General features: G+C 71.0%; 22 protein-coding genes. 9 read left to right on the top strand and 13 right to left on the bottom strand.

The window, feature by feature from the left end:
• The first annotated feature begins 133 nt into the window (after window positions 1-133).
• Both ACIQMV_RS19875 and ACIQMV_RS19880 read left to right on the top strand, forming a co-directional pair.
• Window positions 134-961: a hypothetical protein gene (locus ACIQMV_RS19875; RefSeq protein WP_402594263.1), complete on the top strand. Its 828-nt coding sequence runs from the start codon at window positions 134-136 to the stop codon at window positions 959-961.
• A 150-nt stretch (window positions 962-1,111) separates the two neighbouring features.
• The gene (locus ACIQMV_RS19880) at window positions 1,112-2,020 is read left to right on the top strand and encodes a hypothetical protein (protein ID WP_402594265.1); all 909 of its coding nucleotides are present in this window, start codon (window positions 1,112-1,114) and stop codon (window positions 2,018-2,020) included.
• Here the strand turns inward: ACIQMV_RS19880 and ACIQMV_RS19885 are convergent.
• The 4 genes from ACIQMV_RS19885 to ACIQMV_RS19900 all read right to left on the bottom strand — a co-directional run bounded on the left by ACIQMV_RS19885 (window position 2,001) and on the right by ACIQMV_RS19900 (window position 5,581).
• Window positions 2,001-3,368, bottom strand: coding sequence for a sensor histidine kinase (locus tag ACIQMV_RS19885; RefSeq protein WP_402594266.1), 1,368 nt, complete (start codon window positions 3,366-3,368; stop codon window positions 2,001-2,003). The two genes, ACIQMV_RS19880 and ACIQMV_RS19885, sit on opposite strands and share 20 nt — an antisense overlap.
• A 13-nt stretch (window positions 3,369-3,381) precedes the next feature.
• Entirely contained in the window at window positions 3,382-4,044 is a 663-nt protein-coding gene (locus ACIQMV_RS19890; protein WP_141367480.1) for a response regulator transcription factor, read from the bottom strand.
• Between the two features lie 294 nt (window positions 4,045-4,338).
• On the bottom strand, window positions 4,339-4,461 hold the full coding sequence (locus ACIQMV_RS19895; RefSeq protein ID WP_301184433.1) for a hypothetical protein: 123 nt from the start codon (window positions 4,459-4,461) through the stop codon (window positions 4,339-4,341).
• A gap of 217 nt (window positions 4,462-4,678) precedes the next feature.
• Complete coding sequence (locus ACIQMV_RS19900; protein WP_402594268.1) at window positions 4,679-5,581, bottom strand: universal stress protein; 903 nt, start codon at window positions 5,579-5,581, stop codon at window positions 4,679-4,681.
• 257 nt (window positions 5,582-5,838) lie between these two features.
• Here ACIQMV_RS19900 and ACIQMV_RS19905 point away from each other — a divergent pair, with 257 nt between their 5' ends.
• On the top strand, window positions 5,839-6,249 hold the full coding sequence (locus ACIQMV_RS19905; protein WP_402594269.1) for a hypothetical protein: 411 nt from the start codon (window positions 5,839-5,841) through the stop codon (window positions 6,247-6,249).
• A gap of 118 nt (window positions 6,250-6,367) precedes the next feature.
• Here ACIQMV_RS19905 and ACIQMV_RS19910 read toward each other — a convergent pair whose 3' ends face one another.
• A complete protein-coding gene (locus ACIQMV_RS19910) occupies window positions 6,368-6,805 on the bottom strand; it encodes a glutaredoxin domain-containing protein (protein WP_402594271.1) in 438 nt (145 codons plus the stop codon).
• Here ACIQMV_RS19910 and ACIQMV_RS19915 point away from each other — a divergent pair.
• Window positions 6,804-7,025, top strand: coding sequence for an HIT family protein (locus ACIQMV_RS19915; RefSeq protein ID WP_402594272.1), 222 nt, complete (start codon window positions 6,804-6,806; stop codon window positions 7,023-7,025). The two genes, ACIQMV_RS19910 and ACIQMV_RS19915, sit on opposite strands and share 2 nt — an antisense overlap.
• 200 nt (window positions 7,026-7,225) lie before the next feature.
• On the opposite strand, the gene ACIQMV_RS19920 is transcribed toward ACIQMV_RS19915, so the two are convergent.
• The 4 genes from ACIQMV_RS19920 to ACIQMV_RS19935 form a co-directional block, all read right to left on the bottom strand.
• A complete protein-coding gene (locus ACIQMV_RS19920; RefSeq protein WP_402594274.1) occupies window positions 7,226-8,146 on the bottom strand; it encodes a universal stress protein in 921 nt (306 codons plus the stop codon).
• Between the two features lie 177 nt (window positions 8,147-8,323).
• Entirely contained in the window at window positions 8,324-8,950 is a 627-nt protein-coding gene (locus tag ACIQMV_RS19925) for a hypothetical protein (protein ID WP_402594275.1), read from the bottom strand.
• A gap of 170 nt (window positions 8,951-9,120) precedes the next feature.
• Window positions 9,121-9,783, bottom strand: coding sequence for a class I SAM-dependent methyltransferase (locus tag ACIQMV_RS19930; protein WP_402594277.1), 663 nt, complete (start codon window positions 9,781-9,783; stop codon window positions 9,121-9,123).
• Window positions 9,784-9,829: 46 nt separating this feature from the next.
• Window positions 9,830-10,096 (bottom strand): hypothetical protein, encoded by a 267-nt coding sequence (locus ACIQMV_RS19935; protein WP_402594279.1) that lies wholly within the window; start codon window positions 10,094-10,096, stop codon window positions 9,830-9,832.
• A gap of 95 nt (window positions 10,097-10,191) precedes the next feature.
• Between ACIQMV_RS19935 and ACIQMV_RS19940 the strand changes: the two genes are divergently transcribed.
• Window positions 10,192-11,172 (top strand): LuxR C-terminal-related transcriptional regulator, encoded by a 981-nt coding sequence (locus ACIQMV_RS19940; protein ID WP_402594281.1) that lies wholly within the window; start codon window positions 10,192-10,194, stop codon window positions 11,170-11,172.
• Between the two features lie 122 nt (window positions 11,173-11,294).
• On the opposite strand, the gene ACIQMV_RS19945 is transcribed toward ACIQMV_RS19940, so the two are convergent.
• Window positions 11,295-12,515, bottom strand: coding sequence for a hypothetical protein (locus ACIQMV_RS19945; protein WP_401772253.1), 1,221 nt, complete (start codon window positions 12,513-12,515; stop codon window positions 11,295-11,297).
• 187 nt (window positions 12,516-12,702) lie between these two features.
• Complete coding sequence (locus ACIQMV_RS19950; protein ID WP_402594283.1) at window positions 12,703-13,860, bottom strand: acyltransferase family protein; 1,158 nt, start codon at window positions 13,858-13,860, stop codon at window positions 12,703-12,705.
• A gap of 865 nt (window positions 13,861-14,725) precedes the next feature.
• On the opposite strand from ACIQMV_RS19950, the gene ACIQMV_RS19955 reads away from it, so the two are divergent.
• Window positions 14,726-14,992, top strand: coding sequence for a hypothetical protein (locus ACIQMV_RS19955; RefSeq protein ID WP_402594285.1), 267 nt, complete (start codon window positions 14,726-14,728; stop codon window positions 14,990-14,992).
• 187 nt (window positions 14,993-15,179) lie between these two features.
• Here the strand turns inward: ACIQMV_RS19955 and ACIQMV_RS19960 are convergent, their stop codons facing one another.
• Window positions 15,180-16,145, bottom strand: coding sequence for a nitronate monooxygenase (locus tag ACIQMV_RS19960; RefSeq protein ID WP_402594287.1), 966 nt, complete (start codon window positions 16,143-16,145; stop codon window positions 15,180-15,182).
• Between the two features lie 571 nt (window positions 16,146-16,716).
• Between ACIQMV_RS19960 and ACIQMV_RS19965 the strand changes: the two genes are divergently transcribed.
• The 3 genes from ACIQMV_RS19965 to ACIQMV_RS19975 all read left to right on the top strand — a co-directional run bounded on the left by ACIQMV_RS19965 (window position 16,717) and on the right by ACIQMV_RS19975 (window position 18,526).
• Entirely contained in the window at window positions 16,717-17,487 is a 771-nt protein-coding gene (locus tag ACIQMV_RS19965; protein WP_402594288.1) for an esterase/lipase family protein, read from the top strand.
• A complete protein-coding gene (locus ACIQMV_RS19970; protein WP_402594290.1) occupies window positions 17,484-17,828 on the top strand; it encodes a DUF1801 domain-containing protein in 345 nt (114 codons plus the stop codon). Before ACIQMV_RS19965 ends, ACIQMV_RS19970 begins: the two co-directional genes overlap by 4 nt.
• A gap of 407 nt (window positions 17,829-18,235) precedes the next feature.
• Window positions 18,236-18,526 (top strand): DUF3040 domain-containing protein, encoded by a 291-nt coding sequence (locus tag ACIQMV_RS19975; protein WP_402594292.1) that lies wholly within the window; start codon window positions 18,236-18,238, stop codon window positions 18,524-18,526.
• 231 nt (window positions 18,527-18,757) lie between these two features.
• On the opposite strand, the gene ACIQMV_RS19980 is transcribed toward ACIQMV_RS19975, so the two are convergent.
• Complete coding sequence (locus tag ACIQMV_RS19980; protein WP_402594294.1) at window positions 18,758-20,017, bottom strand: cation:proton antiporter; 1,260 nt, start codon at window positions 20,015-20,017, stop codon at window positions 18,758-18,760.
• Window position 20,018: the final 1 nt, after the last annotated feature.

Consider the following 20,018-nt stretch of genomic DNA (forward strand, 5'->3'; position numbering starts at 1 on the left):
GGTAACGGGCCGGGGGACGCGGGCGCTCGGTGACGAGTTCGCGCGTGGTCGGCGGTGAAACAGGCCACGCCCGAAAGCCCCGGCGCGACGCGTAAAGGAAGCGTTCAGGGAATCGGTGGCACGGTCTGGCCACATGACCTACGAAGCCTCCGAAACCACTGCGGCACCGGCGGTCGGCCTCGGCCACCGGATGCGCTGGAACAAGGTGCCCGAAGTCACCGTCTACTTCTGGATCATCAAGGTGCTGTGCACGACGGTCGGTGAGACCGCGGCGGACCTGCTGAACGAGAAGGCCGGCCTCGGGCTGACCGGAGTGTCGGTTCTGATGAGCGCCCTGCTGGCCGTGGTGCTGGTGGCGCAGTTCCGCACCCGCACCTACCGCGCGGGCGTGTACTGGCTCGCCGTGGCCCTGATCAGCGTCGTCGGCACGTTGATCAGCGACAACCTCACCGACAACATGGGAGTGCCGCTGGAGACGAGCACCACGGTGTTCGCCGTCGCCCTCGCGGTCGTGTTCGCCGTCTGGTACCGACGTGAGCGGACCCTGTCCATCCACCACGTCGACACCATGAGCCGCGAGTCCTTCTACTGGCTGGCCGTGCTTTTCACCTTCGCCCTCGGCACCTCCGCCGGCGACCTCGTCTCGGAGCGGATGAATCTCGGCTACTGGCTCTCCGCCGCGCTGTTCGCCCTCGCGATCGCCGCGGTTGCCGTGGCTCATTTCGCGCTCGGCCTGAACGCCGTGTGGAGTTTCTGGATCGCCTACATCCTGACCCGTCCGCTGGGTGCCTCGATCGGCGACTATCTCTCGCAGCCGAGCGCGGACGGCGGTCTCGGGCTGGGCACCGTCGTGACCAGCGCGCTCTTCCTGATGGTGATCCTCGGTCTGGTGGTCTACCTGTCGGCGACGCGCAGGGACGTGATCGATCCGGAGCGGAAGGCGCGACAGATGACCACCTGAAAGCGGCAGAGCGGGGCGTTCAGGTTGTTTTCAGGATGTTCCTGTCATCGTGGGTGAGCCGGCCGTTTCCTCGCGGCCGGCTCACCCTGACAAGGCGCTCGTCCCTCCGGCACGGGCGCCCCGCTGTTGGACGGACAGGAGCATCGGACGATGGAGCGACCCGAAGTCCTCACCGACCTCGACGTCGCGGGCACGCACCGCCCGGCTGCCGGTACGGCGAAGTCGGTGATGAAGAAGCTGCCCGAGGTCACCCTCGCGTTCTGGATCATGAAGATCGCGGCGACCACCCTGGGGGAGACGGCCGGGGACCTCTTCGCGCAGACCCTGAAGCTGGGCTACTTCCTCACCACGATCGCCCTGTTCCTGGTCTTCGTGGTGACCCTGGTCGTCCAGCTGCGATCACGCCGCTACAACCCGTTCTTCTACTGGACCGTGATCCTGTCGACCAGCATGGCCGGCACCACGATGTCCGACTTCATGAACCGCGACGCCAGCGCGAAGTACCTTTCGGGCGGTGCCACGTCGCTCGGCTGGGGGCCGCAGGGCCTCGGACTCGGATACCCGGCGGGCGCGGCGATCCTCATCTCTCTCCTGCTGGTCATCTTCGCCGTCTGGAAGCTGTCCGGGATGACGTTCCAGATCCGCGACATCGTCACCTTTCGGGGTGAGGCGTTGTTCTGGTCGGCGATCCTCGTCTCCAACACGCTCGGCACCTCGATGGGCGACTTCCTCTCGGACAGCTCCGGACTCGGCTACGCCGGTGGCGCGCTGCTCGTCACCGGCGCCCTGGCCGTCCTGGTGGCGCTGATGAAGGTGCCCGCGGTGCCGAACGTGCTTCTGTTCTGGATCGCGTTCGTCCTCACCCGCCCGCTGGGCGCCACCGCGGGGGACTTCCTCACCAAGCCGGTCGCCAAGGGCGGTCTGGACCTGGGTACGGCGGGTTCGTCGGCGGTGCTGCTGGCGATCCTGTTCGGCCTGATGGCCTGGGCCCAGGTGCGCGAGCGCAGGACCACCGCCTCGGCGACCGGGGCGGAGACGGTCAGCCGGTCGGCACGCTGACCGTGAACCGCGCCCCGGGCACGTGTTCGGGGTCGTGGGACACCTCGCCGCCGACGGCACGGGCAAGGCGCCGGGCCAGTGGCAGTCCCAGTCCCGCGCCGTCGTGCCCGTCGGCATGGTCGGCGCGCCGTCCGGGCTGGAAGAGCTCGGCGACGAAGGCCGCGGGTACGCCGGGGCCGTCGTCGATGACGTCGATGCGTACGGCCGCGGGTCCGCGGCGCACGACGACGGTCACGCTGGAGTGCGCGTACCGAGCGGCATTGGCCAGCAGCGGACTGACGATCCGCTCCAGCAGGGCGGGGGCGATCCCCGCCTTCGGGTCCGGATCGGCCGACTCGACGGTGGCCCTCACCCCCTGCGGTGTTCCGAGCCGCTGGATCAAGCCGCGCAGAACGGACACGACGTCCACGGTGCCGGGGAGCTCCGAGGGATTCACGGCGTTTTCGCGGGCCTCGTTCAGCAGGGTGTCGCAGATGGTGAGCATGGACTGCGCGGCCTCGTCCATCACCTCATGGGTGGCCCGGGTCTCGGCGGCCGAGCGCGGCCGGGACCGCCACCAGTCGAGCTCGATGATGATGCGGCTGAGCGGGGTGCGCAGTTCGTGGGACAGCTCCGCGGTGAGCTGTCGCTCGTGGCGCAGCACCGCCCGTATGCGGTCCAGCAGCGCGTCCAGCGAGGCACCGAGCCGGGCGAGCTCGGCGGGCCGCTCCGCTACGCCGAAGCGGTCGTCGGAGGCCACGGCGCTCCACTGGGTGGCCTGGTCGGTCATCGTACGCACCGGACGCAGCGCTCTGCCGACGGCCAGGCGCGTCAGCGCGTAGGTGCACGCGAGCATGACGGCGTCCAGGGTCAGTGACGCCAGGAGCAGGGTGTCGGCCGAACTTCGGTAGGGGGCGAGGTTCAGCGCAGTGACCACAATGGCGGCGGCGTGGCGGCCGGGTACGGGCTGGGAGCACAGCCGGACGTTCTCGGCGGGGACGGTCGCGCAGGCGCGCCTTCCCACGGCCGCGAGCTGTACGGCGGCTCTGGTCAGGGCGCTGTGGGCCGTGGTGGCGGGCGGCTGTTCGAGCAGCCGTGTCCCGGCGTAGATCCACACGTTCGTGTCGAGCAGCTGATCGTTGGCGGTTTCCACGACGCGCACCCGGGGGCCACTGGTGTCGACGGTCGTGGCGACGGCGGCGGCCCGGGTCCGCAGCTCGTCGTCCGCCTGGTGCTGGAGGTGCCGGCTCGTCGCGGCGTTGAAGGCCACGGTCAGGACGGTCATCAGGAGCGCGGCGGTGGTCAGGGCCACGAGCGAGAGCCGGCCGCGCAGCGTGCGCGGAGCCAGACGGCGCAGCAGCCGTTTCATGACAGCCGGTGTTTCATGACAGCCGGTGTCCGATCCCGCGGGCCGTGCCGATGGTCAGGCCGCTGCCGGCCGTCCGCAGCTTGCGCCGCAACCGGGTCAGGTACTGGTCCAGGGTGTTGTCGCTGACCTGTGCGCCCGCCGGCCAGGCCGCCCGGACCAGGTCACGACGGCGGACGATGCTTCCGCCCGCGGCGACCAGGGCGGCCAGCAGGCGGAACTCGGTCGGGGACATGGCGACGTCGGCGCCGCGCACGGTCACGCTGTGCTCGACCGCGTCCAGGACCAGCTCTCCGGCCGTGGCGGGGGGCGGCGGCCCGGCGCGTTTGAGGGCCGCACGCAGCCGGGCGACGAGCTCGGCGAGGTGGAACGGTTTGGGCAGGTAGTCGTCGCCTCCGGCGGAGAACCCGGCCAGCCGGTCGGTGAGCTGGTGGCGGGCGGTGAGGAAGACGATCGGGGCGCGGAACCCGTTGGCGCGCATCGCCTGGCACACGTCCCGGCCGTCCGCGTCAGGCAGCCCGATGTCGAGGACGGCGGCGCAGACGTCCTCCGAGACCAGGCGCAGGGCGGTGGCGCCGTCGGCGGCGCAGACGGGGTCGAAGTCCTCGTCGGACAGGCTGCGGCGCAGGACGTCGCGCAGGGCGTGATCGTCTTCGACGACCAGGATCTTGCGGCGCATGCTCCTCCGTTCTCCGGTGCCCTTTTCCTCGTGGTCGGCCGGGCAGCTGCCACGGCCGACTACAACCTCGTAGACGGTCTACCGCACTGTAGACGACGAGGGGGCGGCAAGGCTGCTGGGGGCCACCCGTGGTCACGGAGCGCGTCGACGTCGTGACGGCACCGGTCGCGGGTGTCGAGGATGCGGGGCAGGGCCCGGGGCGGACCATCCGGCTGGCCGGAAGCGTCTTGCCACCCGGCTGGCCGGAAGCGTCGCCCGCGGAGCCGGGCCCGCCGGCTCGCCGGCCCGTCAGAGTCACTTGATGACGGCGACGGCGATCGACGCGGCGAGGGCGCCGAGTCCGCCGAGGATTGCGACACCTGCGGCGATCTTCACCCCGGCGGGCCGCGCCTCCCGCGCCGCCGCCGGGCGGCACACGTCCGGGAGCCCGCCCCGGCTTCCCGGCCGCACCCCGGATCAGCCGGTGGCCCTCGGCGCACGAGAAGGTGTGCTGCTCGGAGTCGCGGCCGGAGCCGTCCAAGGCCCGGTGAGAGGTGGGTGATCCGGCGGCGCGTCGGCATCGCCTGCCGCCAGCGCCTCCGGAGTGGCCGGCAGGACGACGAAGGTGATCGTCGACCGCCGGCGGCGGCAGTTCTCACTCGTGGGGTACGACGGCCAGCGGGCAGCGGACGTGATGGACGGCGGCGTGGGTGACGGGGCCGATGCGCGGAACCGTCGGCCGCTCGGACAGACGGCGGCCGACGACGAGGAGGCTGGCCGCGGAGGCGGCCCGCACCAGCACCGTGGAAGCCTTGCCCTCCACAACGGTCTCCAGGACCTCGGTGTCGCGGTACTTGTCACGCCACACCCTCAGCAGCGCGGACAGGAAGTCCCGCCATTCCTCGGCCTGCGCGGGATCGTTGATCAGACCGATGTCCCCCGGGCCGAGGCTGATCGCGGAAGGCGGCTGCCAGGCATACACGACACGCAGCCGGGCGTGCCGGAGGCGGGCCGCCTCGAACGCGAACTCGATCACCTCGTCGCAGGCATCGGCGAGGTCGATGCCAAGCACCACGTCGCGGAAGCCGGTGCCGGTGGACGGGCTGCCGTCGTCGGCCGGGAAGTGCTCGTCCTCGGCCTCCTCCCCCGCCCGTACGAGCACCACGGGGCGCGGGGCCGTGGCGACCACCCCCTGGGCGACCGAGCCGACGAGGACTCCCGTGAAGCCGCTGAGGCCTCGTGAGCCCAGCACCAGCAGTTCGGCCTGCTCGGTGGCCTTCAGCAAGGCCGCGGTCGCCGGGCCTTCGACCTGCTCGTCGCTGAGGCGCACGTCGGGTACGGCGCCACGGACGTGCTCCTCGGCCTGCCGCAAGGTGCGACGCGCCTGTTGCCGCTGCGCGGCGTTCGCGGGTTCGCTCGCCGTCTGCCTACGGGTCCAGTTCCTGGCATGCACCATTCGCAGCGGCCGGTCGCGACGCACCGCCTCACGGGCGGCCCACTCGACGGCGGCGAGACTCTCGGCAGATCCGTCCACTCCGACGATGACGGGCGACAGCATGGTGCGCACCTCCTGCGCTCGGTCTGCTCGTTACTGTCAGTGTCTTCCCACGATCACTCGGTGGATATGGGCCGCAAGGACTCCCGCAGGCCCATTCGGCCCCTGAGCCGGACCTGAAGGGGGCGGCACGAGGGGAGGCGCGAGGCCGGGTTGCTCCTGCCCCCGAGAGGCGGATCACCATGAACCGTGTCATCATCGCCTGCGCCAACAGGACGGGCCGCGATCGTGCGGCCGTCGACTGAGCGCCGCTCGAGGTGGTGTACGGCTCACCGCCCGACGGCCCGAGCGCCGCGGCGATGTTCGTGCTGGGCCTGTCCGCGGCGGAGGACGACACCGCCGGCACGGCACAACTCGCCCTCGTGGCTGGCTCCGCCTGCCCGGTGGTGCTGGTACCGGACGATCGCACCCCCTTCGCGGTTCCAGTGCGCCACCCCTCGCACATCACCCTTGGGCTGAACGCCCGTCACCCGGTGGAGCAGGCCGTCGGCTTCGCCTTCGACACCGCCCCGGTACGGGATGTGCGGCTGCACGCCATGCACGCCTGGGAACTGCCCTCCCGTGCCCCCGAGTTGCCCTTCGCCACTCCCGAGGAGGACCGCGCCACCGGGGAGGACCACGAGGTACAACTCCTGGCCCACACGCGGCGGCCATGGCAGCCATCACGCTGAGCGCGCCGCACTGGTCGTCGTGGGTCGCGGCGCCGGTAGGGGCCCGGACGCCGTACAGGCCCTGCTCCGCGAGAGCCGGTGCCCGGTCGCCGTCGTGCCGTGAGATGGTCGCGCCCGATCACGCGGAAGCGGAGAGCTGTTGGCGCACCCATTCAGGGTCGGGGTTGGTGTGCGGCCGGCCCGCCACGACGACAGTCGGCACGGTCTCATTGCCGTCGTTGGCCGCTCTCACCGCCGCCGCTCCGGCCGGGTCGCGCCAGATGTCGACCCAGTACAACTGGTGGGCGCTGCGGCCCAACCGGAGGCGCAGGCGCAGACAGTACGTGCAACCCGACCGCCAGAAGACGATCGGCCGACCGTCGACCGCGCTGCGCCGCTGTGCCTCCAGAGCCCCGATCGACCGTGGAAAGATCAGAGGCGAGTTCATGCCTGCGAGCAGCACAAACACCAACAGGAGTGCTGCGGCTGCGCCAGGACGCCCCTGGAGTGTCAGCTCAGTCGCAACGACTGAGCCGCAGAGCACGGACAACATCGGCAGAATCCACGCGCGCGTCATGACGACGCAGACTACCGATACGTCCAACACGCCGGGGAAGGTGCTCGTCGCACCGAAGGCGCACATCGAGCACGTCGTCCGCGACCTGGACGAAGCGGCCTACCTTCGGCTCATGCGGGTCGTCCGCGAGGTCGCCCTGGCCGTCGAGAGCGTCTTCCGGCCCGAGCGGACGTACGTGTACTCCCTCGGCAGTCAGCGGGGCAACGCCCACCTCCACTGACACATCGCCGCCCTGCCGGCCGGTGTCCCCTACGAGCAGCAGCAGTTCCACACCCTGATGACCGACAACGGGATCCTGCCCGTGTCCCCGGAGGAAGCGGCCGAAACGGCCGCGCGCCTCCGGGCGGCCATTGCCGCCCGGGGCGTGCTTCGCATGCCGCAGGCACCCGGAAGCGTGTGACCACGCCGGCGAGGTGAGCGTCAGTCGTGGGCGACCACGGCGACGGGGGCGGCGGCGTGGTGCAGGACCGCGTGGGTCACGGGGCCGAGGCGGGCGCCGAAGGCGGCCCGGCGGATACGCCGGCCGACGACGACCAGGGATGCCTCGTGGGAGGCCTCGATCAGGAGGAGCGACGGGCTGCCGAAGTGGGGCTGTTCGACGACCTCCACACCGGGGAACTTCTGCCGCCAGGGGCGCAGCGCCTCGGTCACGGCGGCGGCGTCAGCCTGCCCCATCTCCCGCCCGACCGCGGGTTCCAGGCCCATGCCGCAGGCGTAGTAGGGCGGCGGATTCCAGCCGTGCACGACGCGCAGCGGCACGTTCCGGCGCGCGGCGGCGTCGAAGGCGAACGCGAGCAGCGCCTCGTCGGAGCCGGCGGCGTCGAGCCCGAGGACGATGGGGCGGACGGCGGCCGCGGTGGACGGCTTGCCGGCGTCGTCCGTGTCGGGCTCGGCGGTGGTCCGCTCGCCGGTGGTCTGCTCGCCGGCGCGGACCAGGACGACGGGCCGCTCGGTGGACGCCACCGCCGCGAGCCCGACCGAGCCGACCAGGAAGCCGCGGATCCCGCCCAGGCCGCGCGAGCCGAGGACGAGCAGTTCGGCGTCCCGCGCCGCGCGGGCGAGGGCCTCGGCGGGCTTTCCTGTGACGTGTGCCGTGGTCACCTCGACGCCGGGATGGCGCGACCGGAGTTCTTCGGCGGCCTCGCGCAGCACCCTCTCGGTCCAGTGCTGGTGGGTGTCGGCGCCCAGCAGTTGCGCCAGGGCCATGGGCTCCGGCACCGGCTCCCAGACCTGGAGGAGCTTCACCGGCAGTCCACGCAGTTGCGCCTCACGGGCCGCCCACTCGGCGGCGGCGCGGCTCTCGGGCGAGCCGTCGAGACCTACGGTGATGGTGCGGGGCATGATCTCCACCTTCCAGTGTCGTTCAGGGAGTCCTGCGAGGCAGGGGGCCGCGGTCCTTCGGCGGAGCCGAAGCTCCGTGCGGGGCTTGGCGCGACGGCCCGCGCGTTGCGGACCGTCGCGCTGTGGGATGGTCGCGCTGTGGGATGGCCGCGTTGTGATGCGATCACGCCGGGGGGGTCAGCGCAGCCAGGTGTGATCGCGGACGATCGGCAGCCGCGCCCACAGCCGGCCCAGGCCCCAAGTGGCGCCCGCGCCCGCTGCCGCCACGGCGACCAGGGCGACGGCGTAGATCAGGTGGTAGTCGGCGAACGGGTTCGTCGACATGCTCGGGGCTCCGTTCGACAGATGCCTGGCCGGTGGCCACTCGGCGATCCACATCAGCGCCATCATCGCCGTGCCCGCCACGGCGGCCGGCCGCAGCGCCACACCGGTCATGACGGCCACGCCGATGGCGAGCAGGCCCAGCATGAACAGCCAGTCCGCCCATGCCTGGCCGGCCCACGAGTGGAACGTCGACTCCATCGGCCCGACGGCGACAGAGCTGAGGAAGCCCTTCGTCGGCGATCCGCCGTCGATCCAGCCCTTGCCGGACGCGGTCGCGTAACCGAGGCCGAAGACCTTGTCGAGGAACGCCCACAGGAAGACGAAACCGGTCAGGATGCGCAGGGATGCGGGGGCGTACGCCTGAGCGGCGGTGTGCGTGTCGAGCTGTGCCGACGCGGCGGACGCGGAGGCGGTCCGGTTGCGGCGGAAGGCCGGCAGATGGATGCCCGGGCTCCGGTGCGGGTGCTCGTCCACGGCCATGGCAGTGATCCCTTCGCGAGTGTCCGGTCCTTGTCCTTGCGCTCCTCACTCTTGCCGCGGACGCCGCGCACCGCCGGATGCCGAAAGGCCACGACAGTTGGGCTGAAGGTCCCTTCCCGCAGGGCCAGTTGGTCGAGCACGTCACGAAAAACCCGCGTGGGACCATTTGGTCACGACGGCTTGGCGGCCGGCGGTTCCGCGATCCCGATGAAATGCGCGGCGACGGTCCGGATGCGAACCGACCATCCCAGCCCGATGAGGTCGTCCTTGAGGGTTCGGGCGTCGTGGAACACCTTCACGACGCGGTACCTGCTCCCGTCGTCGAGCCGGCGCATCGCCGCGGGGACCGGGTGATCCGCGAGGACCTCCTCCTCCGCAGCCCCAGCCGGGCCGTCGTCGATGAAGATCGCTCTGCCGCCCGGCGCGAGCGCGGCCGCGACGAAGTTCCAGAAGTCGGGCAACCGCGTCGGCGGGACATGGGACAACCAGAAGGCGAAGAACACCGTGTCGTAGCGTCGCGGCGGCTGCCATGCGAAGAGATCGGCCCGAACGAACCGGATGTTGCCGGACGCGGCTCGTGTCCGGGCGATGGCCAATACCTCGGCCGCCGCGTCGACAGCCGTCACCGACCGCGCCCGTGCTGCGAGCACCGAGGTCCACTGGCCCGTTCCGCAAGCCAGTTCCAGCACGTCTCCGGCAATCGGGAGCCCATCGGCGGCGGACAGCAACTCCCGCAGTTCCTCGCGTTCCGCATAGGGCCTGTCGTACTGGGTCGCACCGGCCCTGTAATAGGCCATCTGTTCCGCGAGAAGAGCGTCGTCATCGGCGGCCATGGCCCCGACCATACAGACGATCCCCCTCGCCGGTCATCCCATGCCGTCACCCGGGGACGAGCGGGAGTCCCGCGGCCAGGTCGCCCGATTCGGGCTTCTCCGCGTCGGTCGGGGCCCGCCGTCCGGCGCCGACCAGCAACGCGTCCCGGCCGAGGCGGAACTTCAGCAGCCACGCGTCCTCGTACGCCGCGGCCAGTCGGCCGAGCAGCGCGTCGAGCGGGTCGTCGCCAGTCGGCGGTGTTTCCGCGACGTTCCAGGGGTGAGCCGGCCGGGCCGGAATGACGGACAGGACGACCGGTATCCGCATGATCACGTGCTGCTAGTCTGGCGATCTTCTGTAATCGGACAGTCACCGTACGAATGGAGTCAGTGGGCGGTGCGTTCAGCGCCGCCGGGGTTGGGGGACACATGCGCGAACTGCGTCCGTTGCAGGCTCTGGGGCTCTCCGCGACGGCGGAGGCCGTCTATCTCGTGCTCGTGGAACAGGGTCCGCAGAACTTGATCGAGCTCACCGAGCGGCCGCCGCTGGTCGGGTCGCCTCTCGAAAGCGTCCAGTACGCGGTGGCCGAACTCGGCGACATCGGTCTGGTCTCGCGCACGCGCGACAGGCTGACCGCCCAGCCGCCTCGCGCGATGCTGGAGGCCGTCGCCGAGCTGCGCGCCCGCGAGGCCCGGATCGCCTACGAGAGCGCGACGGTGCTGTCGCGGTTCTGGCTCGACCACACCGCGGGTTCGAGCTATGTCGAGGTCGTCGACACCTCCGGCAGACCCGAAGCGGTTCAACAGCGGGTCCACAGCGAGGCGTTGGCGGAGGTGCGCGCCCTGTCGATAGGGCCGGTGGGCGGAGGCGATCGGGTGCCGGAGGTCGGGCCCGGAACGTTGGACGCGCTGGACCGCGGGATCGCCTACCGGGTGGTGTACAGCGCCAACATCCTCCAGGACCCCAAGGCGCTGGAGGTGGCGCACACATGTGTCGAGCGCGGGGAGCAGGCACGGGTCTTCCCCGACGTCGCACTGAACCTCCTGGTCTGCGACGACCGCTTCGTCGTGGTGTCCGTCACCGCGCCGGACCGCACCGGACACCACAGCGTCGTCGTCCAGCCGTCGGGTCTGCTGGACGGGTTGATCGGCGTCTTCGAGTCGTACTGGCGGATCGCCGTTCCGCTCCCGCCGGCCGGTGAGGTCGTCGGAAGCGAGGCCAGTCCGATGAACGAGAGCCGACAGCTCCTGAGTTACCTCAGTGCCGGGCTGACCGACGAGTCGATCGCCCGTGAGCTGGGGGTCAGTGAGCGGACCGTCGCCCGGCGCATCGCCCGCCTCCAGGAGATGCTCGGCGCCAAGACCCGGTTCCAGCTCGGTGTCCAGGCCAGTCGCCGGGGCTGGCTGTGAACCACGCCCCCGGTCGGGCCCGTGCGCTTGGCGCGCGGGGCGGGCCGGTGTCTGATCCGGCCCGCCCCGCGCGGGTCTTCAGCCGCTCAGGCGGTCAACGCCGCTTCTTGGGACCGCGGTCGTCAGCCGGCGTCCGGCTTGACCAGGTCGGGGAGCTTGGCCTCGAACAGCTCGTCCAGCTTGAGCGAGGGCAGGATGTGCCCCTGGTTCGGTGCGTCGTTGGCCACGCCCGCCGCCCAACTGGAGGAGGCGAGCCGCTGGTTCGGCGTACCGTGGTGGCCCGAGCTGGTGAAGCTGCAGTCGCCGACCTGGTAGAACGACTTCTCGGACTTGAGGAGCCGGGCGGCGTTCAACGCCTCGCCGCGGGCGTGGGTCAGGTAGTACGTGCCGAACGCGTCGGCCATGAGCTCGGTACGGCGGGTGGCCTCCGGGCCCGCCAGGTCGCTCTCGAAGAGGTTGCTCTGGTACTGCACGTGGTGGCCGAACTCGTGGCCCAGGATGGCCCGAGGCGCGACATCGCCCAGACCCACCTCGGTCATGCCCTGAATGATGCCGTCACCCATGATGATCCGGTCGGAGACACCGAGGGGATCCGGATCGTCCACCTCGCTGTAGGCGAAGGCGTTGAACGTGAAGATCGGGTTCGCGCCGCCCTGGAGTACGGGTTCCGAGTCGACCAGCTCGATGAACAGTTCGGCCAGGTCGAGGTTGTCCTCGGGCGTCCCGCCGTACAGCACGGCGAGCGTGCGCGCGAGCCGGTCGGGGCTGGAGAAGACGTCGGCCCCGTGCATGGGAATCAGCTCGATGCCGGCCGAGTCGATGTCCCAGAAGCGCTTGAGGTTCTTCATCTCGGCGGTGAGTTTCTGGGTGTACTCGCCGTTGACGCCGAAGGTGTTCGCCTTCGACTCCGAGCCGAAGATCAGCGCGTCGTAGGTCGGAAAGTCGAAGCCGCCGAAGAGCTGGAGAATCAGGAGGGTGAACGGGTCCTCGACGCCGTCGAGGAGGGTGTTGGCGTACGTCGTCAGTTCGGTGCGCTGGCACTGGTAGTCGCCGGGGTTGATCGCACCGTCGCGGATCTCGCTCCACTGCGACTCGTTCAGGCCGTACTTGGCACGGGCCGCGTTGACGCGGGACTCCCAGTCGGCGGGCAGCTCGGCCAGAATCCGGTCAGCGAGGGCCTTGGTCTGCGGGGTCATCGCCGAGGTGTCGACGGCCGACTGCAGCGACCGGCTCGCGACGGTCGTGGTCCCGGTCGTATCGGCGGCGTGCGCGGGAAGCGCCATGCCAAAAGCACAGGTCGCGGCGATTGCCATGCTCGCCGCCACGGAGAGGGCCTTCTTCACGGGGACTCCTTTTTTGAGGTGCCTGGTGAGGCATCCGCGGGCGTCGCCCAGTCTGTAAGCCCAACTACCAATTGTTGAACGGTCGTTTACTGTCCGAAACCGGCATGTCTGGAACCGGACACTCACCGTCCCTCGGTGCGGTGGCGAACCCCATGCCGACGAAGGTTTCCGTCCTGCGCCGCTGGTGTCACTCCCGGTCGGCGCGTCCCGCATTCCGCATCCGGGCGAACGACGTGTCCAGGCCCCTCCTCAGCGCTCCTGCCAGGGGCCGCTCCACGCAGCGGTGGACCAGGTAGCTCAGCACCAGGAAGCAGGCGAGCAGCGAGGCGACCAGCAGCCGGGCGTCCATCGTGTCCCGCAGTCTGTTGATCAGCGTCGTACCGGCCACGTAGTGCATCAGGTAGAGCGGGTAGGTCAGGCTCCCGGCCGTGACCAGCCACTTCCAACGGATGCGGTCGGTCAGACCGAGGGCGATGGCGATCATGACGAGCAGGAACACGGTGTAGAGGAGCACGGCGCCCCGCCAGCTGGAGACGTGCTCGACCTCGTCGATGCGCTGCCCCAGCTCCCGCTGGCCCATGAGCCACGACATGGCGAGGATGCCCCACAGGAGCAGGTCCTGGCCGAAGCGGTGCATGAGGTAGAGCGCGAGGCCGGCGATAAAGTACCAGGCGGCGTCGGGGCCGGCGAGCAGATCGAGGAGGGGGAACGAGGCCACCGGCGCGAGCATCGCGGCGGCGCCCCACACACAGCAGAACACGACGACCTTGCGGTACGTCAGTCCGGTGACCACCACCAGCAGGAAGAGCAGGTAGAAGCGGAGTTCCGCCCACAGGGTCCAGTACACGCCGTCCACGTTCTGCACGCCCGAACCGGACTGGAGCATCGTGAAGTTGAGCAGGACGTCACGCGGCCGCAGACGCTCCCAGACGCCCGGCAGGACCGTCAGCACGGCCGTCGTGAACACGATCGCGAACCAGTACGCCGGGTAGAGCCGGATCACACGCGAGACGAAGAACTGGCGAGGGGTGCGGCCCCAGCACGACATGCAGATCACGAAGCCGCTGATCACGAAGAAGATCTCGACGCCGATCCAGCCGTACGTCGCGAAGTGGAACACCGTCGGCATGATGTCGGAGACCGGGCGGTCCCATATCGCGTTGCCCGGCTGGTCGACGCGGCGCGTGCCCACGTAGTGGTGCACGGCGACCATCAGGGCGGCGAGCAGGCGGATGGCGTCGATGGCGTACAGGCGGGGGCCGCCCCGTACCGAGGGGGCGGGCCCGCGCTGCCGGGTGGGCCGTGGCGGTCGGCCGGTCCCGGCCGCGAACCCCGGTACAGGCATGGACAATGTGCCCCGCGCGTCACGCATCGGCACCCAACCCTCCTTGGGAAGAACCACCGCTGGAAGATCACGGACGCCTCACGTTACGGGCCTCCCGGCCACCCCTCGCCACACAAGCGCAGGCGGTGAACCGAAGTTGCCACGATGCTCACCGGGCCGATCCGAAGGGTTCTCCAAGACTTCAGGCGGAGCCCTTCGGACCCGCGGCGCCCCAGACGCGGTCCAGGAACCAGTACAGGCTGATCGTGACGATGGCTGTCGCCGGCCCGGCACCCGGGTGCCCGCCTCGGCGCCTCGACGCGGACCAGCGCTTCTCCCGGTCCCGGCCGCGGCACCGGCATGTCCTCCGCGCCGAGTCGGCGGCCGGCACGGGAGAAACGCACCGCGGGCCGGCTTCCGGCGCCGGGCGTTCGTGAGCCGGGACCGCACCTTGCCGACCGGCACTGCGCCACCGACCGACCGGATCGCCGCCGTCCGAAACGTGTCCCCCGATAGGACGCACCCCCGCTGTTACGAAAGCCATTCGGCCATTCGCGTGAGTCGAGGCGGCGGGACCGCCAGGAGCGTTACGCATCGTCAGCTGTTTCCCCCCTGATCGCGGGGTGGTTCGGGGCAGGGACCGGGCCGGCGGCCCGCGCTCTCCCCCGGATCGATGGTCCGTACAAGGGAGAGTTACGGATATATCCGCGTTTCGTAACACGAATCCTTTTGGTCATCTGCTGTCGTCGTAGCGGGCCACAGTGTGGCGCCTCGGCACAGAGCCGGGAATCGGATCGCACGCCTCACCTGACCAGGGTGAGGGTGCACGACCGTGAGGGGATTCATGTCTGTTTCTCGTACGGCGCTCCGTCTACTCGCCACGTGTGTGGCTTCGGGCGCCCTCGTCGGTGCGGCCGCCCTGCCGTCCATGGCCGCAGGAAACCACGACCGCGACAACGACAACGGAAGGAGCTTCCCGCACAGCCGCCCCGCGGAGGGCAGGTACAGCCACGACTTCGACGGTCGCCTTGGTTACTTCGGCAACCGTTACCCGTACCGGGTCTGGCACCACCACGGCTGGTACAACAACCGGCACTGGGACCGGCACCACGGCTGGTACGGCGACCGTCACCACTTCCCCGGCCGTCGCTGACGCGCCTCGGAAGTCGTGCTGTGACGCGGAGGTCGACCGCCACTCTCTGACACCGCCGTCACAGCCGGTATGACCGCTGCGCCGAAGGGCCGAAGACCGCACGTGCGGTCTTCGGCCCTTCGGCCGTGAACCGCCGGCGCACGACCTGCCGAACGGCCGTGATCGCCGCTCCCCGGTGATCGCGCGGTCAGCGCCCGGCGGCCCGGGCCAGCGCTTCCTCCGCCTGGGCGGCCAGAGCGCCGACCAGACCGGCCGCGGACGGCAGGTCGTCGATGAGGTCGACCCCCTCGCCGGCCCACTGCGGCAGGGCCGGGATCTCGCGTCGCGCGACGGCGTCCTCGTACGCCTGCCGCGCATGCGGGGCAGCCGCGAGTTCGTTCTCCCGGCCCCGCCACGCGTCGAGGAAAGGGTGGCCGAGGGTGCGCGCGGTGTACTTCGCCGGCCAGCGCGAACCACGGGCGATGTCCAGCACCCTGTTGCGCTCGGTGTCCTCCCCGCGGCCCTCGACGATCGCCCGGGCGGTCGCCGGGGCGACCAGGGCCTCGGTCGTGGCCTGGAAGCGGGTGCCGAGCAGTGCTCCGGCGGCCCCCAGCGCCAGGGCGGCCGCCACGCCTCGCCCGTCGGCGATCCCGCCGGCCGCAAGCACCGGCCGCGGCGCCGCCAGGTCCGCCACGACGGGCACGAACGGCAGCGTGGACCGCCCGCGCCGGGCGCCGTGCCCGCCGGCCTCGGTGCCCTGCGCCACGATCACGTCCGCGCCGAGATCCACCGCCCTGCGGGCCTCCTCCAGGTCGGTGACCTGAAGGATCAGCGCCGTACCCGCGTTTCGGACACGCTCCGCGAACGGACCGGGGTCGCCGAACGACAGCATCACCGCCGCCGGCCTCTGTTCCAGTGCCCACGCGATCGCGCCGTCGTCGATCGCCCATGTCTGGAAGCCGATGCCCCAGGGTTTCCCGGCGCACTCGCCGGCCAGGACGGGCAGTTCGCGTGCCAGCCACTCCCGGTCCCCGTTCCCGCTGCCCAGCAGTCCGAGCCCGCCGTCGCGCGAGACCGCCGCCGCCAGGGCACCACCGGCCGACCCGCCCATCGGCGCCAGGGCAATCGGATGCTCCACACCGAACAGTTCCGTGAACGCCGTCGACAATCCCATGGCCGCAATCCTCACCCACGCGCAGTGCCGGTCGCAGTGCGATCGACGGACTCGTTCGCCCGACGCACAGCGATACGCACGGATTGCAGATCGGCGGTGCCGAAGCCGCTCGGCGTACCGGCCATCGGCTGGACGCCCTTGACGGCCCTGATGTCGGTACGGCGCAGCGCCCTCACATGACACGATCCCGCCGAATTGATGTCTCACCGGAATCGTCCGGTCGCCGCTCGTGAACCGCGTGTGAGGTGGGCCACCTAACCATTGCCGACAGCGGAAACTTCGGTTTAACGTCCCCGCAATCCGTTGGAGCGGACGGGCGTCACCAGCCGGTTTCCGTTCGGCGGCAGCCCTCGGGCGCGGGCTCGGACCGGAGCCTCCTCCGTGCGGCGGGGCGTGCTCCACCGCGTGGTTCCCGGCAGCGCGCACCCCTGGCGGCGTGAGGAGTCGAGCCATGATTCTTTCCGGACGGGAACCTTCCGGCTGTCCCAGCGCGGGGGTGACACCTTCTGGCCCGGCCGGGCCACCGGCTTCCCGCGGGAGCCTGCTCCCGGTCCGCTCGCTGCCCGGAGCCGTGTTCGGCGCCGCCGTGGAGGTGGCCGCGATCGTCGCGGCACTGGCCCTCTACCCGTCCGGTCTTGGCGAGGGCGGGGAACGCCGCGGGCCCGGATCCCGGCGGGCGGCGCCGTCGGACGGCGCCGTGGCCCTTCCGGCCGTCTCCACCGACAGCCCGGTCCTGCTGGTCCACGGTCTGTTCAGCAACCGGGCGATCTTCCATGTCATGGGACGCGGCCTGCGGCAGGCGGGTTTTCGCCGGGTCGCCGTGCTGAACTACAGCTGGCTGAGCAACGACGTCCGCGGCGCGGCGCGGTTGCTGGCGGAGCAGGTGGAGCGGATCTGCGAGGACAGCGGGCACGAGCGTGTCCACGTGATCGGCCACAGTCTCGGCGGGGTGGTCGCCCGCTACTACGCGCAGCGCATGGGCGGCGACGCCCGCGTGCACACTCTGGTCACCCTGGGCGCCCCGCACCACGGCACGCTGGCCGCGGCGGTGCCTCTGCCGCTTCGGGCGATCCGGCAGCTCCGGCCGGGCAGCGACGTGCTCACGGAGCTCGCCGGGCCCGCTCCCGGCTGTGCGACCCGCTTCGTGGCCTTCCACAGCGACCTCGACGAGCTGATCGTTCCCGCCGCCAACGCCCGGCTGGTCCACCCCGACCTGCGGATACGCAACGTTCCCGTGCGGGCCGTCGGCCACGTCTCGCTGCCGCTGCACGGCAGGGTCGTCGGTGAGGTCTGCCGCCTGCTCCGCGATGCGCACGTCTCCGAGCCCCTGGCCGCGGCTTGACGGTCGATCATCCGCAGAGAGAAGCGGTCGAGTACCTGCGCGCCGCGATTTTGCGGGCCGATGCGCTGATCACCGAGCAGGTGAAGTGGCAGGCTCCGAGCTTCTGCTACGGCCGTGTCGACCGGGTGACTTTCCAGTTGAGGTCCAGGGACGTCGAACTCGTCTTCCACCGGGGCGCGAAGGTGAGGGACGACGCCGCCTCGTTCACGTTCGACGACGACAGCGGCCTGATGCGGTGGCGTTCCGGCGACCGGGCAATGGTCACCTTCAAGGACCTCGCCGAGGTCAAGGCGCGGGAGGCGGCGTTCATTTCGCTGGTCCGGCGGTGGGTCAGGGCGTGACGCAGGGCCTGATGCGGGCGGCTTCCGGGCCTGATACGGGCGGCCTACGGGCCGGGTCCATCGGGTCCGGCACCCATACGGTGCCGTCTCTGGGGGTCCGAGCCCCACATAAATGGGTGTTGGACCCGATGGCGGCGGCCCCCGGCGACGGGTGAAGGTGGAGTCAAACCCCCTTTCGACGGTCGTACCGGCGGGTGGCATGACGTTGCCGCCTGCCCGGGCACGGGTGCGGGCCGCGGCGCCCCTGACAGGGGGAGAGAAGCCGCGAGTCCGTCGAGTCACGAGAGGAGCCCGGCACGGATGGCGGCAGTGCCACGGCGACCTGCTCGCGCGCGGGTTTCCGCCCGCACGGCCCGGACCGCCGGCTGTGGCGCCTGCCCGCCGCCGCGTGCCGAGAGGAGCGCGTCATGCCCGGAACCGATGACAAGCTGCTCAGCGAGATCGCGGCTCGCGTGTACCGGGACGATCCCCGGTTCGCCCGCGCCTTCCGGGCCGGACGACCCTGCCCGCCGCGCGAATACCGGCGCACCCGGGCCTGGCCGCTGTGCGCCCTCGCCCTGGTGGCGCTGGGCACCGGTATCGCTCTGGCCCACGGGCTGCTGATCGTCACCGGCCTGGTCCTGGCCGGTATGGCAGCGGAGCTGTGCGACCCCCAGCGCACCGCGCGCAGACAGCGGACTCCCCCACCCCGGACCTGACCGCGACGGCCCACCGGACGGCCGCACCACGGTGGACGGCCGGGACGGCGAGGAGCGGGACCGTGTGGTGCTCCGTCAGTGCCACCCGGCCGTCCTCACTCATGATCCGCCGGCTGTGTCAGTCATGACAGACCGGCCGTCCCGATCACCACCGGCCGACCCGCGTCCCGATCCGCAGACCATCCCGAGCACGACCAGCCAACCCGTGCCCCGATCCGCAGACCGCCCCGATCAGGACCGGCCGACCGTGTCCTGATCGGTCACCGTCTCCTGCGGCGCGGGTTCCGGTGCCCAGTCCTCGGCCGGTGCGCCGCCGGCCGGTGCGGTCTTGCCGAACAGGCCCGTCAGGCGCCGGGCCACCGGTTCGGTGTAGCGGGCGGAGAGCGGGCCGAGAATGACGAGGATCAGCACGTAGGCCGTGGCCAGCGGGCCCAGGTCGGGTTCGATCCCGGCGGTGACGGCGAGCCCGGCGATGACGATGGAGAACTCGCCCCGGGCGACCAGCGTGCCGCCCGCGCGCCAGCGTCCCTTGACGGAGATACCGGCCCGCTTGGCGGCCCAGTACCCGGTGGCGATCTTGGTCAGCGCGGTGACGACGGCCAGGGCCAGCGCCGGCAGGAGCACCGGCGGAATGCTCTGGGGGTCGGTGTGCAGTCCGAAGAACACGAAGAACACCGCGGCGAACAGGTCACGCAGCGGGGCCAGGAGATTGTGCGCGCCCTCCGCCACCTCGCCGGACAGGGCGATGCCGACCAGGAACGCGCCCACGGCGGCCGAGACCTGCAACTGCTGTGCGAGCCCCGCGACCAGCAGGGTCAGGCCCAGCACGACCAGCAGCAGCTTCTCGGGGTCGTCGTTGGAGACGAAGCGCGAGATGTGCCGGCCGAACCGCACCGCCACCAGCAGCACCAGGGCGGCGACCCCGAGGGCGATGGCCAGCGTGACGCTGCCCGCCGCCAGGCCCGCGCCGGCCAGCAGGGCGGTGATGATCGGCAGGTACACCGCCATCGACAGGTCCTCGAGGACCAGGATGCTGAGGATCACCGGGGTCTCCCGGTTGCCCAGCCGTCCCAGATCGCCCAGGACCTTGGCGATCACACCGGACGAGGAGATCCAGGTGACCCCCGCGAGGACGACCGCCGCCACCGGCCCCCAGCCCAGCAGCAGCGCCATGGCGGCGCCGGGCAGGGCGTTGAGCGTGGCGTCGACGAGCCCGGCCGGGTACTGGGTCTTGAGGTTGGAGACCAGGTCACTGGCGGTGTACTCCAGCCCCAGCATGAGCAGCAGCAGAATGACGCCGATCTCGGCGCCGATGGCGACGAACTCCTCGCTGGTGTCCAGCGGGAGCAGTCCGCCCTGGCCGAAGGCGAGCCCGGCCAGCAGATACAGGGGGATGGGCGAGAACTGGAAGCGCCCGGCGAACCGGCCCAGCAACCCCAGGCCCAGGATGATCGCGCCGAACTCGATCAGGAAGACCGCAGACGAATGCACG

Origin of the sequence: Streptomyces sp. NPDC091412 (assembly GCF_044756885.1) — a bacterium.
Classification (GTDB): domain Bacteria; phylum Actinomycetota; class Actinomycetes; order Streptomycetales; family Streptomycetaceae; genus Streptomyces.